The following is a 14,442-nucleotide window of genomic DNA, read 5'->3' on the forward strand; positions in this document are numbered from 1 at the left end:
ATGTCACAGCGCTCCGCATCCTCTACCCGCTAGTTGGTCGACCGGCTCTTAGGTGACGTCCGTGTAGACACTAAGGCCACGTTTGCGGATTTGCCCGCCTATAACGACGCGCTGGATTTCCGAGGTGCCTTCCCAGATGCGATCCACGCGAATGTCGCGATAAAGCCGCTCGACCGGGTTCTCGCGCATGTAGCCGCGACCGCCCAGCACCTGCAGTGCCTTGTCGATGACCCGACCGGCAACTTCGGAGCAATGCAGTTTCAGCGCGCTTGCATGGGCATGGACCTGCTTGCGATCCACACCGCTGTCGATTTCCCAGGCTACCCGATAGAGAGCGGATTTCGCCGCAAAAATCTCGACCGCCATGTCGGCCAACATGAATTCGATTCCCTGGAAATCCCGTATCGGGCGATCAAACTGATGCCGGTTGGTCGCATAGTCGTTGGCAAGTTCGGCCGCGCGCGTGGCCGCACCGATTGAGTGAGACGCAATCTGCAACCGCGCCTCCACGAACCAGTCTTTCGTGAGTTCAAAACCCTGGCCGATCTCGCCCAACATCTTGTCTTCATCGAGTTCGAGGTCGTCGAATCGAAGCTCGGCATGATCGAAGGCAAAGTTGTGCATGAACGTCGGCGAACGAAGATGCACCATCTTCTCGGCAGGCTTGTCGACAAGGAACAGGGTCGGCTTGTTCGGGTCGTCGTCCACATGTGCATGGACGATGACGAAGTCGCTGGCGTTGTAGGAGGTGACGAACCACTTCTCGCCGTTGATGTGCCACTTCCCGCCCCTCAGATGTGCAGTGGTCTTGACCTGGCGGGGATCGGAACCGGCACCTTCCTCGGAGATGGCGAAGGCACCGCGCCGATAGCCCTGATTTGCTGGCTTGAGATACGCGTCCTTCTGCGCCTGCGTTCCGAACTTCAGGCTGACGGGCGGGCGCCAGACGCAGCTCCACAGTCCATTCGTGACCCGGCCGAGCTGCTCTTCGATCGCAGTCTGCTCAACCATGGTGAGGCCGAGCCCACCATTTTCCTTGCTGTGGTTGATGCCAGCGAATCCCCAATCGCGAACCGCTTGTTTGACGGCTTCGCGGCGATCCATCGGCAGCTCGCCATGCTCGTCCGTGATGATTTCGAGCGGGACGAGAACTTGATCGCAGAATTCGCGCGCCTTGGCGGAAAGCTCCTTCTCGCGCGCGCTCAGTTCAAAATTCACTTCAAATCCCCCTTAAGCTGTTGGCTGTTTGCATTTCGAGCAACCACAAGGGCGTCGACGGCGACGCACCCGCGGTGCGAGACGAGCATCGGATTGACGTCCATTTCGTCGATCAGGTCGCCGAGATCGGCGGCGAGCATCGAGAACCGCACGATCGCGTCATGAAGCGCCGCCATGTCGGCCGGCGGCATGCCGCGGCTGCCTTCGAGGAGCGGATGGATCCGCAGGCGCTGGGTGATTTCCTGCGCCTCTTCCAGGGAGAGCGGCGGGAGCGCTACTGCCCGATCTCTGAGGATCTCGATCCATATCCCGCCGGAAGCCACGACGATGTAGGGGCCGAATTGCGGATCACGAACGAGGCCCAGAGCGATCTCGACACCCTTGGGCGCCATTTCGGCAACGACGACGTCGGGGCCAAGTCTCGCCGCGAGATCGTCGTAGGCCGCCTGGACCGCCTGGGCGTCGGACAGTCCCAGCTTGACGCCGCCGACGTCGGACTTGTGCTGGATTCCCGGCATGCCCGTCTTGACCGCGACGGGATAGCCGAGTTCGGCTGCGGCGTGAGTTGCGGCCTCGGCGGTGCTGCACTTCGTGGCTCGTGCAGTGCTCAATCCATAGTCCGAGAGCAGCCTTAGTCCCTCGAGCTCGTCCAAAGGCGCCCCATTGGTGAGTCTCAGGCGCCAGCGGTCACGCACCTCGGCGGCGACCGGATCCACGAGGGTCCGGCTACGCTGACGCCTGTCGCGGAATGCGAAGAGATTGCTGATCGCGCTCAGGCCTTCGTTGGTGCCGTCTATGACGGGAACACCGGATTCGGTCGTGGCGAGGGCCAGCGAGCGATGATTGACCGAGGCATAGTTGGAGACGACCGTGACCGGCTTCTCGCTCTTGCGGCTGGATGCGATCAGGGCCCGCGTAAAACCTTCGGCAACGTAGGACCCATCCCGGATATCCTGGAAGAGGACGCCGATCGCCGTGTCGGGGTCGGCGAGCATCGCGTCCATGCAGGCCTCGACATGCTTCTCGAAGTCGCGTCCGGAGCCCCAGACATCGAGCGGGTTCGCGGGCTGCAGACCGCTGTCGAGATGCGGCCGCAGTCTTTCCAAGGTCTCCGTCGAGACATCGGCGAAGCGCACACCGGCCGCCATGGCAAGATCGGCGACCATCTCGCGCTCGCCGCCGGAATCGTGAAGGCTAGCGAGTCCCCCGGGTGCGGCAGGCTTGCCGGCCGAGAAAAGCAGGAGATTGGCTGCGAGATCGTCGAGGGTCTCGACTGTCATGACGCCGTGTCTGGCAAATAGCGCCTCATAGGCCGCGTCATCGCCGGCGATCGCGCCGCTGTGGCTGGCGGCAAAGGCGGCGCTCATCTCCGTACGCCCCACCTTCAGGACGATCACCGGTATGCCGAGACGATCGGCCTTTGCGAGCGCGCGGGCAAATTGCTCCGGCTCGCGCGCCGTTTCCAGGAAGAGGCCGATGACCTTCGTGCTCGGCTGATCGAGCGCCCAGTCCATGTAGTCGTCGGCGGTGGTGGTCAGTTCGCGCCCGCTGGAGATGCAGACGGAAAATTTGAGGCGCTGGTCATTGTAGGCCAACGCGCTGAATGCCGATCCCGATTGCGTAATGAAGGCAACGCCACCGGGCTTCATGGGAAGCGGAGAGGCATAGCCGGTCACGCGCAGCCCGATCTGTGGGTTGCAGAAGCCCATACCGTTCCCGCCACAGATCATGACGCCAGCTTCACGGGCGATCTGCGCGAGACGCTCCGCAAGCCCGTCGTCATTCCTATCGGTCAGATCGCAGCTGGCGAAGATCGTGACCGCCTTGGCGCCGTGCTGAACCGCCTGTTTCAGGCCTTCCTCGAGATACTCGTTGGCGAGGCCGAGAACGACGTGATCGACCGTCTCAGGCAAAGCCGCCAGGCTGGCGAAGCAGGGCATGCCCTCGATCAGGTCGTATTTCGGGTTCACGGGATAGACGCGTCCCGAATAGCCGTCCGCCGTCACGGCGCGCAGCATGGTGTTGCCGGGTGTGTTCACCTTGGCGGATGCCCCCACGAATGCAATCGAGGCGGGCTTCAGGAGAGCGTCCAACAGATGCGGCTTGGATGGCTCCGCGCCCGATTGTGACGTGTCTCTGATGCTGGCACTGGCAGTCATGCGCGCTACGGCTCTCCCCCCAACCGATTGCGCCCCGCGGCCCACCACCGCAAGGTCACTGCCTAGGTTAGGCGGGAAGCCGCACTCTGTGACCGCTCAAAATAGTCGGACGGCCATGACCTGTAGTCATATCGAAATCGCAGCTTGCGAGATTTCAGGTATCCAGAATCTGCCTCCGCAGCATCGTCATTTCCTCCAGCAGCCAATCCCGCACCAGGATTGCTGATTTGCGGAGCGGTCTGCGCTTTGTCGCGACGAGATGGTAATAGTCTCCCGACCTGAACTCTTTGCCGGCAGGAACCAGCCCTTTTTGCAGCAATTCATGGGCAACGACATGCCACCAGCCGAGCGCGACACCGCGCCCCTTGATGGCCGTCTGGATCACGAGGGTGTAGTCCGTAAATGTCAGGCTGCGGCTGCCGGTGGGCGAGGGGTAGCCGTGAATTGAAAGATAACGGTGCCAGGGCAGCCGTGGCGAATCCTGAAGGTGAGCGAAGGTGTGATGCCGCAGGTCGGCGCATCCATCCAGGCCGCCGAACTCGGCGAGGTAGGATGGGCTGCAGACGGGCAGCACGACTTCCTCCATGAGCGGCCAACTGTGCAGTTCGACATTGCCCGGTTGATTGTATCTGATCGCAAAATCGACATCCTCCACGGGGCCGGTTGGCTCGCCGCGAACGAGTTGGAAGCGCAGGTCGATTCCTGGAAGGCTCTCATGGAAACGGTCGAAGCGCGGCATGAACCAATGCATGGAGAAGGCCGAGGAGGCTGAAAGCGTCACGGTGCCCGCACCGCCGGCGCGCGTGCGGATGTCGTCGAGTGCTGCCTGGATCTGCTGGAAGCCGCCGCCGACGGCCTCGAACAGGATCCGGCCGTCGTCGGTGAGCTCTATACCCGTGGAGATGCGATGAAAGAGACGAGCGTCGAGGTGGTTCTCCAGGCGCGCGATCATGCGACTGACGGCAGATTGCGTGACATTGAACTCCCGCGCGGCGCTGGTGAAATTGAGATGACGTGCTGCCGCCTCGAACATGAAGATCGCGTTGGGCGAGGGGAGCAATTTGCGCAAACTCATAAGTGAGGTCCTTAGCACGTAGCGCGCCTGGATGTCGCTCGTGGCGGATCGGAGTCCTTGCCGGATGTGGAAGGCGTTAGGGGACCCATAGCCGACTTGCGACCTCCGCAAGGTGGGGGGCAGCTTTGCCCCATGTCGGTCATAGATCCTAGCTTTTCCGTTCGCTGGAAGAGTGGACGTCCTCGCCGTCCGTGGCAGCCTGTCAAAATTTCATTATCCCCCGAGCGCTTGGAATTTCGTTCCTTCCTAATGCTCCTAATCCCATAGAATTTGTAGAGATTCGTTGGAGGGAAGAACGATGCGATTTGTACGAAACTAGTGGCCGGGACCTTGCTCTCGCTTTCTCTCGGCGGCACGCCGCAGGTGAAGGCGCATAAGTTCGACTGGCGGCAATTCGAAGGCCAGATGATCAATGGGCTGATGAACGTTGGCCCGCTGGTGGATGCGTATGTGCTGCCTCAGATCGCCGAGTTCGAAGAACTGACCGGCATCAAGGTTCAGGTGGAGAAGCTCACCGACCAGCAGGTACATCAGAAGCTCGACATTCTGCTTTCAGGCAAGGATATGTACGAACGCGGCGCGCGCCTATACCGTAGCTGGCTATCTGGCGGACCTTGATCCCTATCTCAAGAATCCGGCGCTCACGCCGGCCTACTACGTTTATCCAGGTGACTGGGCGAAGGGCTGCATCGCCACCACGAATGTGGTGAAGGGTCCGCCGCTGAACAACCTAGTCTTCTCGGCACAGGCGCAGCTTCTCCACATCCGCACGGATCTGTTCCGTGATCACGGTGGGAAGAAGGGGCGCGACGGCTGGCCGCGATCTGCGACACGGCCTCGGTGACGGCGGAAGCTTTCGCTGATCAGGAACGGCGCATCAATGCGCTCGGCGGCCGAGAGGCCGTGCGCCAGATCAAGGGCTTCACCTACACGCCGGCACCGGGCGAAATCCCGGCGCTCGTCTGACCGGGACACCGTGGTCTATTGAGGTGCAGGGCGGGGAGGTGCTCCTGCCGGTCCATGTATCGAGGCTAGACGCCTCGCCATTGTGGCTTGCGTGATCACCAAGCCGGAGGTTTCACGGCTGATTCAGGATACGCGCCGTCGAGCCTGCCGTATCATAACTGGCGCGGGCATGTTCGACGCGCAGGCCGAAACGCTAGTTGACTTCCTGCTCGGCTCGAACGATGCGGGGTCTGCGTACCGGGCGGTTCGCCACAGCATTCGTCTCCTTGAGAGATTACCGGACGGGCGGCGCAAGGGGGAGACGGCGCCGGACCAGCCTTGTCCAGTCAGCAGAGGGGGACCCTTATGTATCGCAGAACTATCCTTGCAGTGACGACCGCGATCTTCGCGGCGATGGGCGCCGCGCAGGCGCAGCAGGCTGTGAAGATCGGCATGGTGGCCGAGCTTTCCGGCGCCGGAGCACCTGCGGGCACCAACTGGCGTGACGGCATCAAGATCGCCGTGGAGGAGATCAACGCCGATGGCGGCATCCTCGGCAAGCAGGTCGATGTTCACGAGTACGACACCCAGACCGATCCGCAGGTTTCGCGCGCGATGGTCCAGAAAGCGATCGACGAGGGAGCATACGCCATCCTTGGCACGATCTACTCGGGTTCGACGCTGGTCAACATGCTGGTCGCGCAGCAAAACGAGATCCCCCAGTTCGTCGGATCAGAGGCCCCGACCATCGTGCAGAAGGGCAATCCGTTCGTATTCCGCACCTCGTCCGGCGCGCAAAAGGGCGTTCCCGCACTGGTCCCATATTTCATCGACACGCTGAAGGCGAAGAAGGTCGGCATCGCCTGGGTCAACAACGAGTTCGGCAAGGGCGGCCGCGACGTCTTCGCCGCCGAAATGGAGAAGGCCGGCGTCGAGGTCGTCGCCGATGTGCCGTCCGAGCAGGGTGCGACCGACTACGCCGCCGACGTCTCCAAGCTGAAGGAGTCCGGGGCCGACGCGGTGTTCGTCTACATGAATCAGGAGGAGTCGGCGCGCTTCCTGATCGAAGCCAAGAAGCAGGGTCTTTCCATTCCGCTCGTCGGCGAGGTGACGCTGACCGAGGCCAAGGTGATCGAACTTGCAGGTAACGCTGCCGAAGGCGCAATCGCGCATGTCGGCGTGACGGCTACGGCGACCGACATACCCGGAATTGCGGAGTTCAACGAGAAGTTCGTGGCGAAATTCAACCGCAACCCGACGCACGACGCCATCAAGGGTTATGTCGGCACGTGGGCCACGAAATACGTGACCGAGATGGTTGGCGAGTTCAGCGGCGCCAAGTTCGCTGAGAAGATGAAGAACCTCTGCCTGAACGTCGCCGAGCATCCCCGAATGTTGCTCGACACCTGCTGGGACGAAGCTGGCGAGATGTCGCGCCCGAGCTTCATGGTGCAGGTCAAGGATGGCAAGCCCGTCGTGATCGGCACGGCTGCGGCAAACTGATCCCTTCACCACGCGAGACGCGGCTGCCCGGCTCGCCGGGCAGCCGTGTGCACTCAAACAAGGACACGACATGTCCCAGTTCCTGCAAGTCCTGCTCTCCGGTCTGGCGACCGGCTCCATCTACGCGCTCGTCGCGGTCGGCTTCACACTGGTCTGGCAGGCCGCGCAGACGGTCAACTTCGCGCAGGGCGAATTCGTCATGGTGCCCGCATTCTTCGTGCTGGTTGGCACGCATGTGGTCGGCCTACCGCTGTGGCTGGCGCTCGCCTTGGCGCTGGTTGTGTCGGTGGTGCTGATTGGTGCGTTGTTTAAGAAGCTGGTCGTCGAGCCGATCCTGCCATCGGGCGGCATATCGCTGATTATCGCCACCATGGCGCTGGGCATCCTGCTCAAGGAGAGCGCGAAGGAATTCTACGGGGCGGAGGCGCAGCCCTTCCCCGCCATGTTCCCGACCGACCCGATCAACATCTTCGGCGCGGTGGTATCGATGCAGGACATCCTGAATCTGATCATCTCGCTGGGCGTTGTGGTGCTGCTGACGCTGTTCCTTAACCGAACGCGCACCGGTCGCTCAATGCAGGCGGCCGCCCAGAACCCGGCGGTTGCCGAAATCCTCGGCGTGAACGTCAAGCGGATGGTGATGTACACCTTCCTGATCAACGCCGCGCTCGCCGCACTCGCCTCCTTCCTCATCACGCCGGTCTATTTGGCGAAGTTCTCCAACGGCGAGACACTCGGCCTCATCGCCTTCATCGCGGCCATAGTCGGCGGCTTCAACCAGATCCGCGGCGCCCTTGTCGGCGGTCTGCTGATTGGCGTGCTCGACAACATCACGGCGACCTACATCACCGCCGAGTATCGCGCCGCGTTGCCGCTGGTGCTGCTCATCATCGTCATCCTCGTGCGCCCACAGGGCATCATGGGCACTTCCGAGGGGAGGACGGTCTGATGCGCCGCTGGATTCGTCCCGCGCTGATCGGTCTGGCGATCATCCTCGCGATCCTCGCGCCAGTCGGCCAAGGCAACTACATCACCTACGTGCTCACCTCCTGGCTGATCTTTTCGATCGCTGCGATGGGCCTCAACCTCACGCTCGGTTATGCCGGCCAGATCTCGCTGGCGCAGGCCTCCTTCATGGCAATCGGCGGCTATACGACGGCGCTGCTGACGCTGGCCGGCTGGCACTGGATGCTGGCGCTGCCCGTCGCGCTGTCGTTCTGCTTCGTCGTCGGTTTGATGCTCGGCTATCCAGCGCTGCGTGTGAAGGGGCATTTCCTTGCGTTTGTCACGCTCGCCTTCAACACCCTGGTCTTCCTGATCCTGCGCAATGAGGAATGGCTAACCGGCGGGAACTACGGACTAGTGGGCATGCCGCGGCCGGACTTTGGCCTCTTCTCCACCATGAAGCAACATCACTTCTATTATTTCACGCTGACGATCACGATCGTCGCCGCCGTCATTATGTGGTGGATCGTGCGTTCACCTTGGGGCCGCGCCTTCAAGGCGCTGCGCGAAAACCCGATCCGTGCCGAAAGCCTCGGCGTCGATACTCGCAGGCTGACGCTATTGGCTTTCGCCATCGGCTCCACTTATGGCGGGCTGGCCGGCGCCCTGGTTACGCCGCTGGTTCAATTCATCGAACCTGCCTCGTTCGGCGTCGCTCATTCCCTTCGCATCCTGCTGATGGTGGTTGTTGGCGGCGCCGGCTTCTTCTTCGGGCCGTTCCTTGGCGCGGGCGTAGTGATTATCCTTCCCGAATTTCTGCGCTTCACCGAGGGCTACTACCTCATCATCTACGCCGCCCTCGTCATCGTCATGCTCGTCTTCACGCCCAAAGGGCTGATCGGGCTCGGTGCGCTGCTGCGCGACCGTTTCTGGGGCAAGCGAGTGGCGCGAGGTGATCTAAAACAGGGAGCGCAACTGAAATGAGCGCGCCGGTCCTTTCCGTCCGCAACATCTCCAGGAGCTTTGGCGGCATCCGCGCCGTGCGCGACGTGTCCTTCGACGTACAGAAGGGCGAGATACTCGGTCTGATCGGCCCCAATGGATCGGGCAAGTCAACGCTGTTCAACTGCATCCTCGGCCAGCTTCCGCCGGATGCCGGCAGGGTCGAGGTGAACGGCAAGACGGTGACCGGCATGCGCGCCAGCAGCCTCAACAGGCTGGGCGTGGGCCGCACCTTCCAGCAACTCTCGGTCTTCCCGCAAATGACGGTGCTGGACAACATCATCCTTGCCGGGCAGGAGCACCACGGCACCATGGCCTCGCGCCTGTTCGGACCCTCCGATGCGGGTCTGACCGAAGCGGCCGACCAGATGATCGCCTTTTTCCGGCTGACGCATCTGCGCGACACGATCGCCGGCTCGCTCTCCTTCGGACAGCAGAAGCTGGTCGACGCGGCCATGGCCTTCATGGCCGGTCCGAGCTTGGTACTGCTCGACGAGCCGGCCGGCGGCGTGAACTTGACCATGCTCGGCAGCCTCAAGGAGCGGCTCACCGCCTACAATGCCGAACACGGCACGACCTTTGTGGTCATCGAGCACAACATGGAGTTCGTGATGAGCCTGTGCACGCGCATCATCGTGTTGGCCGAAGGCGCTATCATTGCGGAAGGCACGCCCGAAGACATTCGTTCCAACCAGACCGTCATCGACGCGTATCTCGGAGGAGGATGATGCTCGAAGTGAAGGATCTCCACGGCGGCTACGGCAAGATCACGATACTGAATGGCATTTCGTTCTCGATTCCGAAGGCATCGATCACCACCGTCATCGGGCCGAACGGCGCCGGCAAGTCGACCGTGTTCAAGGCAATCTTCGGCCTGCTCCACATCGATTCCGGGCAGATCCTTCTGGAAGGCCGCGACGTGACCCGGCAGACGCCACGCCAGATGATCGCGCACGGCGTCACCTATGTGCCGCAGGGCCGCAACGTGGTGCCGCAGCTCTCGGTCTATCACAACCTCGAGTTGGGCGGCATCGCCTCGCCCGATCAGGCAAAGGTGCGCCAGCGAATCGAGGCGGTGATGGACCAGTTCCCGATGCTACGCGAGTTCAGGAATCGCAAGGCGATCGAGCTCTCCGGCGGTCAGCAGAAGCAGCTCGAGGTGGCCCGCTCCCTGCTGCTCGACCCGAAGCTGATCCTGATCGACGAGCCGTCAATCGGCCTGTCGCCCAATCTGGTGCAGGAGGTCTTCGCGACGCTGCAGCGCCTGCGCGACCAGGGCGTGACTATCCTCATGGTGGAGCAGAACGCAAAGGCCGCGCTTGCCATGTCGGACTATGGACTCGTTCTCGAACTCGGCCAGACGCGCATGCATGATCAGGCGGCAAAACTTCTGGCCGACCCACGCGTGGGGCAGCTCTTTCTGGGAGGGCATGTCGAAAATGCTGCTTTGGCAGGCGCGGATTGAGGCACTTTCGGCGCCTGCCAATCGCTTGAGCGAATGCCCTGTCTGATGTGACCGCAGCAGCGCCTATGGTGGGTCGATGTGCTGGAGGCTGCCCTGTGGAGCCACGATCCGGCGACAGGCGGGGGCGCGCAGCATCCGATGAAGGCGCGGCGGCTGGGCTCGATCGCGCTGCGCCAGGGGGCCCCCGCCGAGGGGCCCTGCGTTGCGAAGGGCTAGGACGTCATCGACGTCGAGATCGTCACGGTCGATGACTGCCTTCATGGACGGAAAGTCATAGCTGCTTTTGGCGCACTCACGTCAGATGCGCGGCTCCCTCAAGGTTTCGCGTGATCTCGGACTCTCGTCGGGCGCAGGCAAACCGGCGGTCAATCGACAGGAACCAAATCTGCGGCGTGAGCGGGCAAATCGACGTCTGCAAAGAGGTCCGGATTGGCTGTGGCGATACGCGGCAGCGCGACGAGTATCTCGCGCAAATGGCGGCGCATCGCCGCTTCCGCGCCGTCGGCATCACCCGCCTCCAGCCGGTCGAGGATCTGCTCGTGCTGACCCATCAGAAGCGGCATCGGCGAAGCGTCGGGCAGGCTGAGGTATCGCACGCGGTCGGTCTGGAAGCGGGCGCCCTCGACCACGCGCCAAGCGTAGTCGCACTGGACGATGTCGGCTAGAACGCGATGGAACGCCTCGTCGTGTTCATTGAACAGCCAGTAATCGTTACTCGCGGCCGCTGCACGCTGAGCCGCCAGCAGGCCGCGCAGCCGCGCCTTGTCGGCAGCCGTCGCCAGCCGCGCCGCGTCGCGGGCGATGTCGCATTCGATCGCCTCACGCACGAATCGCGCATTGGCGACCTCACGCACCGAGATCTTCATCACGAAAGTGCCTCGGCTAGGCCTGACCTCCACGAGGCCGGCCTCGGAGAGCTTGATGAAGGCCTCGCGCACCGGTTGGCGCGAGACGCCGAAGCGCGCGGCAATGTCCTTTTCCGACAGCGCCTCTCCCGGCCGTAGCCGCAGTTCGGCAATGCCCTGACGCAGCGCGGCGAAGAGCTGGGGGGCGATCGGGTCTCTCAGACGAATTGCAACGTCCATCGCATCCGCTCTTGTCTTCAGGATCACAGTTTGTATCCTACCGGTATGGTGCCATACCGCAAGCTTGGGAAGGAGAGCTTGTGGCAGGCTGGTTTCAACGGGAGGGGAATAAGCATGAAATCCGCGTCTACATCTCAATTCGTCTTGACCCGGCGCGCCCTCGTCAAGGCCGGCGCCGCTGCGCTCGCCCTGCCGGCGCTCGCCAGCCGCGCCTTCGCGCAGGAAAAATTCGTCTTCAAGATCGCCCACACCGAGGGCATCGGCACGCCGATCACCAACGCCTTCGAGAAATGGACAAAGGTGCTGAACGAGAAGAGCGGCGGCCGCATCGACGCGCAGCACTTCCCGGCAGCGCAACTCGGGGGGCTCGCCGAGGCGCTGGAGGGCAGCCGCATCGGCACCATCCAGGCGACCACCGCCGGCCCCGACTCGGAAGAAGCGATAGCACCGGAGATCGCCGCTTTCGGTGGCGCGCCGGGCTTCATCTACAAGAACGAAGCGCATGTCGACGCCGTGTTGCAGGGGCCGCTCGGGCAGCAGTGCTCCGATATCGCCCGCGCCAAGACCGGCGTCGAGTTCGTCGCCTATGGCGAGACCGGCTTCCGCCACATCCTCTCGAAGAACCCGGTGACCTCGCTCGACGATCTGAAGGGCCTGAAGATCCGCGTGCCGCAGCTCCGCATCTGGGTCGATTTCTGGACCTTGCTCGGCGCCGCGCCGACGCCGCTGCCCTATTCGGAGCAATATTCGGCACTGTCAACCGGCATCATCGACGCCATCGATTCCGACGTCTTCTCGGTGGCGGGCTTCAAGTTCTATGAGCAGGCGAAACACCTCACCCTGACCGGCCACTGGTTCCTTCCGAAGGCGGTGCGCGTCAACGCCGCCTGGCTCGACGGACTGCCGGAGGACCTTCGCACGCTGGTGCGCGATTCAGCCAGCGAGATCTTCGCCGAGCAGCGTCAGATCAACCGCGCTAAGGCGGCGGAGACGCTGGAGGATCTGAAGAGGCTCGGGGTCGAAGTGCACGAACTGTCGAAGGAAGAGCTTGCCAAGATGGAGGAGATCACCGCTCCACTCTACGAGCAGTTCGGCTCGAAGAGCCAGGAGACGGCTGAGATGATCAAGCAGATCCGCGCGCTCGGCTGAGGTCGGCGTCGTCATGGGCGTTCATGCCGAAATGAACGCCGCGCTTCCCGGCGCGGCGTCCGACACGGTCCAGACGGGATTCGCGCTGATCGTCGACCGTGTGCTGGAGACGATCTGCGTCGTCCTGATGCTCGTCGCGCTTGCCGTCTCCTGCCTGCAGGTCACGCTTCGCTACGGCTTCCATTCCGGCCTGCCGTGGCCGGAAGAGCTTGCAATATGGTGCTTCTGCTGGGCCGTCTTCCTCGGCATGGGCCTCGCCACCGGCCGCGACGCGCACATCGCCATCGACAGTTTCTCGCGGATCTTGCCTCCGCGCGGCCAGGCGGCGCTCGCAGTCTTCAACCGTGTCATCATCGCCGCGTCGAGCTACATGCTCGTCTTCCACGGCTTCGAATATTTCTCGCGTGCCATCGCCGCCTCGCCGGCGCTGCAGTGGCCGATGAAGTATTTCTTTCTCGCCGTGCCGGTCGGCGGAATGCTCAACCTGTTCTTCCTCGCCTGGCCCCGCCCTGGGCGCAGCCTCCTCCGCGGGCTTACGGTGCTGGCGCTCGGCCTCGCCGTTTACCTCGCCATCCGCTACGGCGCCGGCAGCGTCTACGGCGAGAGCGGCAGCGCCATCGTACTCAATATTGTCGGACTGGTGCTGATCGTTCTGGGCACCCCGGTCGCCTTCGCGATGGCCTTCGGCGCCTTTGCCGCCTTCGCGCCGTTCCGCGACATCCTGCTTGTGACGATCTCGCAGAATATGGCGGCGTCGCTCGATTCCTTCACGCTGCTGGCGATCCCCTTCTTCATCCTGGCGGCTGCGGCGATGAACGCCGGTGGCATCACGCGGCGGCTTGTCGAACTCGCCGTCCAGATGGTCGGCCACATGCGCGGCGGGCTGGGCCAGGCCAACGTCGTCACCAACACGATGCTCGCCGGCATTTCCGGCTCGTCGACGGCCGACGCTTCGACCATCGCCAAGCTGATGGTGCCCGAGATGGCCAAGCGCGGCTACGACCGGCCGTTCAGCGCCGCGCTCACCGCATCTGCGGCTACGCTCGCCAACATGATCCCGCCGAGTCTCGGCCTGATCGTCTACGCGGCGCTCGCCTCGGTCTCGGTTGGCGCACTGTTCGTTGCGACGGTTGTACCGGGCCTGCTCGTCGCCCTGTCGCTGATGCTCACCGTCTACGTAATGTCGCGGCTCCGTGGCTATGGCGGCGACGTGCCCAAGGCCTCGGCTCGGCAGCGGCTAAACTCGCTCGCCATGGCGATACCCGCATTAATCCTGCCGCTGCTCATCGTCATGGGCGTGCGGTTCGGGGTGTTCACGGCGACCGAGGCCGGCGCAGTCGCCTTCGTCTACGCGATCCTCTGCGGCAGCCTGCTTTACCGCAAGCTGACGCCGGCCAACCTGCTGGAGGCGATCCGGGAATCGGTCTTCGATACGGTGCTGATCGTCGTCATCATCGCCACCGCTGCCCCCTTCGCCTGGGTGCTCGCCTTCGAGCAGGTACCCCAGAAGATCGCAGCCTCGATGGGCGCGCTGGTCGAGAACCCATGGCTGCTGATGCTGATCCTTAACATCTTCCTGCTGGCCGTCGGCCTGTTCATGGAGATGATCGCCTCGCTGGTAATCCTGGTGCCGATCCTGGTGCCGCTCATCGTCGCCGCGGGTATTGATCCGATCCATTTCGGCATCGTCATCGTGCTCAACATGGTGATCGGCGCGCTCACGCCGCCGCTCGGCGTGCTGGTCTTCACTACGGCCCGCGTCGGCGGCGCCGACCAGGCAGCGACGTTCAAGGCGGTGATCCCGTTCACGCTGGTGCTGATCGCCGTCATGCTGCTGATCGCCTATGTGCCGGCGCTCAGTCTGCTGCCGGTCCAGTGGTTCGGACCGTGAGCCGC

At 63.1% G+C, this 14,442-nt stretch carries 13 protein-coding genes; 9 read left to right on the plus strand and 4 right to left on the minus strand.

The window, feature by feature from the left end:
- Positions 1-48: 48 nt before the first annotated feature.
- The 3 genes from HUI96_RS10630 to HUI96_RS10640 all read right to left on the minus strand — a co-directional run bounded on the left by HUI96_RS10630 (position 49) and on the right by HUI96_RS10640 (position 4,452).
- Positions 49-1,218, minus strand: a complete 1,170-nt coding sequence (locus HUI96_RS10630; protein WP_188254633.1) for an acyl-CoA dehydrogenase family protein — start codon at positions 1,216-1,218, stop codon at positions 49-51.
- Positions 1,215-3,377, minus strand: a complete 2,163-nt coding sequence (locus tag HUI96_RS10635) for an acetate--CoA ligase family protein (RefSeq protein ID WP_188254634.1) — start codon at positions 3,375-3,377, stop codon at positions 1,215-1,217. Before HUI96_RS10635 ends, HUI96_RS10630 begins: the two co-directional genes overlap by 4 nt.
- 154 nt (positions 3,378-3,531) lie before the next feature.
- Entirely contained in the window at positions 3,532-4,452 is a 921-nt protein-coding gene (locus tag HUI96_RS10640; RefSeq protein ID WP_188254635.1) for a LysR substrate-binding domain-containing protein, read from the minus strand.
- A 318-nt stretch (positions 4,453-4,770) separates the two neighbouring features.
- Between HUI96_RS10640 and HUI96_RS10645 the strand changes: the two genes are divergently transcribed.
- The 7 genes from HUI96_RS10645 to HUI96_RS10670 all read left to right on the plus strand — a co-directional run bounded on the left by HUI96_RS10645 (position 4,771) and on the right by HUI96_RS10670 (position 10,312).
- Entirely contained in the window at positions 4,771-5,070 is a 300-nt protein-coding gene (locus tag HUI96_RS10645) for a hypothetical protein (RefSeq protein ID WP_188254636.1), read from the plus strand.
- Positions 5,071-5,292: 222 nt separating this feature from the next.
- Positions 5,293-5,418 carry a hypothetical protein gene (locus HUI96_RS29860; protein WP_273033170.1) on the plus strand — a complete coding sequence of 42 codons (126 nt, stop codon included), beginning with the start codon at positions 5,293-5,295 and terminating at the stop codon, positions 5,416-5,418.
- Positions 5,419-5,763: 345 nt separating this feature from the next.
- Complete coding sequence (locus HUI96_RS10650) at positions 5,764-6,900, plus strand: ABC transporter substrate-binding protein (RefSeq protein ID WP_188254637.1); 1,137 nt, start codon at positions 5,764-5,766, stop codon at positions 6,898-6,900.
- A gap of 70 nt (positions 6,901-6,970) precedes the next feature.
- On the plus strand, positions 6,971-7,849 hold the full coding sequence (locus tag HUI96_RS10655; RefSeq protein ID WP_188254638.1) for a branched-chain amino acid ABC transporter permease: 879 nt from the start codon (positions 6,971-6,973) through the stop codon (positions 7,847-7,849).
- On the plus strand, positions 7,849-8,829 hold the full coding sequence (locus HUI96_RS10660; protein ID WP_188254639.1) for a branched-chain amino acid ABC transporter permease: 981 nt from the start codon (positions 7,849-7,851) through the stop codon (positions 8,827-8,829). Before HUI96_RS10655 ends, HUI96_RS10660 begins: the two co-directional genes overlap by 1 nt.
- Positions 8,826-9,575 (plus strand): ABC transporter ATP-binding protein, encoded by a 750-nt coding sequence (locus tag HUI96_RS10665; RefSeq protein WP_188254640.1) that lies wholly within the window; start codon positions 8,826-8,828, stop codon positions 9,573-9,575. The genes HUI96_RS10660 and HUI96_RS10665 overlap by 4 nt, the downstream gene beginning before the upstream one ends.
- Positions 9,575-10,312 carry an ABC transporter ATP-binding protein gene (locus HUI96_RS10670; RefSeq protein WP_188254641.1) on the plus strand — a complete coding sequence of 246 codons (738 nt, stop codon included), beginning with the start codon at positions 9,575-9,577 and terminating at the stop codon, positions 10,310-10,312. Before HUI96_RS10665 ends, HUI96_RS10670 begins: the two co-directional genes overlap by 1 nt.
- Before the next feature lie 365 nt (positions 10,313-10,677).
- Here the strand turns inward: HUI96_RS10670 and HUI96_RS10675 are convergent, their stop codons facing one another.
- Positions 10,678-11,397, minus strand: coding sequence for a GntR family transcriptional regulator (locus HUI96_RS10675; RefSeq protein WP_188254642.1), 720 nt, complete (start codon positions 11,395-11,397; stop codon positions 10,678-10,680).
- Between the two features lie 114 nt (positions 11,398-11,511).
- Between HUI96_RS10675 and HUI96_RS10680 the strand changes: the two genes are divergently transcribed.
- Both HUI96_RS10680 and HUI96_RS10685 read left to right on the plus strand, forming a co-directional pair.
- Positions 11,512-12,546 carry a TRAP transporter substrate-binding protein gene (locus HUI96_RS10680; protein ID WP_188254643.1) on the plus strand — a complete coding sequence of 345 codons (1,035 nt, stop codon included), beginning with the start codon at positions 11,512-11,514 and terminating at the stop codon, positions 12,544-12,546.
- 13 nt (positions 12,547-12,559) lie between these two features.
- Positions 12,560-14,437, plus strand: coding sequence for a TRAP transporter large permease subunit (locus HUI96_RS10685; RefSeq protein WP_188254644.1), 1,878 nt, complete (start codon positions 12,560-12,562; stop codon positions 14,435-14,437).
- The last annotated feature ends 5 nt before the right edge of the window (positions 14,438-14,442 follow it).

The organism is Pseudaminobacter soli (ex Zhang et al. 2022), from assembly GCF_014595955.1.
In the GTDB taxonomy this organism is placed as follows: Bacteria; Pseudomonadota; Alphaproteobacteria; order Rhizobiales; family Rhizobiaceae; genus Kumtagia; species Kumtagia pseudosoli.

Coding starts and splice junctions, on each gene's coding strand:
- HUI96_RS10665 (WP_188254640.1), top strand. CDS start 8,826: ATGAGCGCGCCGGTCCTTTCCGTCCGCAACATCTCCAGGAGCTTTGGC.
- HUI96_RS10680 (WP_188254643.1), top strand. CDS start 11,512: ATGAAATCCGCGTCTACATCTCAATTCGTCTTGACCCGGCGCGCCCTC.
- HUI96_RS10635 (WP_188254634.1), bottom strand. CDS start 3,377: ATGACTGCCAGTGCCAGCATCAGAGACACGTCACAATCGGGCGCGGAG.
- HUI96_RS10685 (WP_188254644.1), top strand. CDS start 12,560: ATGGGCGTTCATGCCGAAATGAACGCCGCGCTTCCCGGCGCGGCGTCC.
- HUI96_RS10640 (WP_188254635.1), bottom strand. CDS start 4,452: ATGAGTTTGCGCAAATTGCTCCCCTCGCCCAACGCGATCTTCATGTTC.
- HUI96_RS10650 (WP_188254637.1), top strand. CDS start 5,764: ATGTATCGCAGAACTATCCTTGCAGTGACGACCGCGATCTTCGCGGCG.
- HUI96_RS10655 (WP_188254638.1), top strand. CDS start 6,971: ATGTCCCAGTTCCTGCAAGTCCTGCTCTCCGGTCTGGCGACCGGCTCC.
- HUI96_RS10660 (WP_188254639.1), top strand. CDS start 7,849: ATGCGCCGCTGGATTCGTCCCGCGCTGATCGGTCTGGCGATCATCCTC.
- HUI96_RS10670 (WP_188254641.1), top strand. CDS start 9,575: ATGCTCGAAGTGAAGGATCTCCACGGCGGCTACGGCAAGATCACGATA.
- HUI96_RS10675 (WP_188254642.1), bottom strand. CDS start 11,397: ATGGACGTTGCAATTCGTCTGAGAGACCCGATCGCCCCCCAGCTCTTC.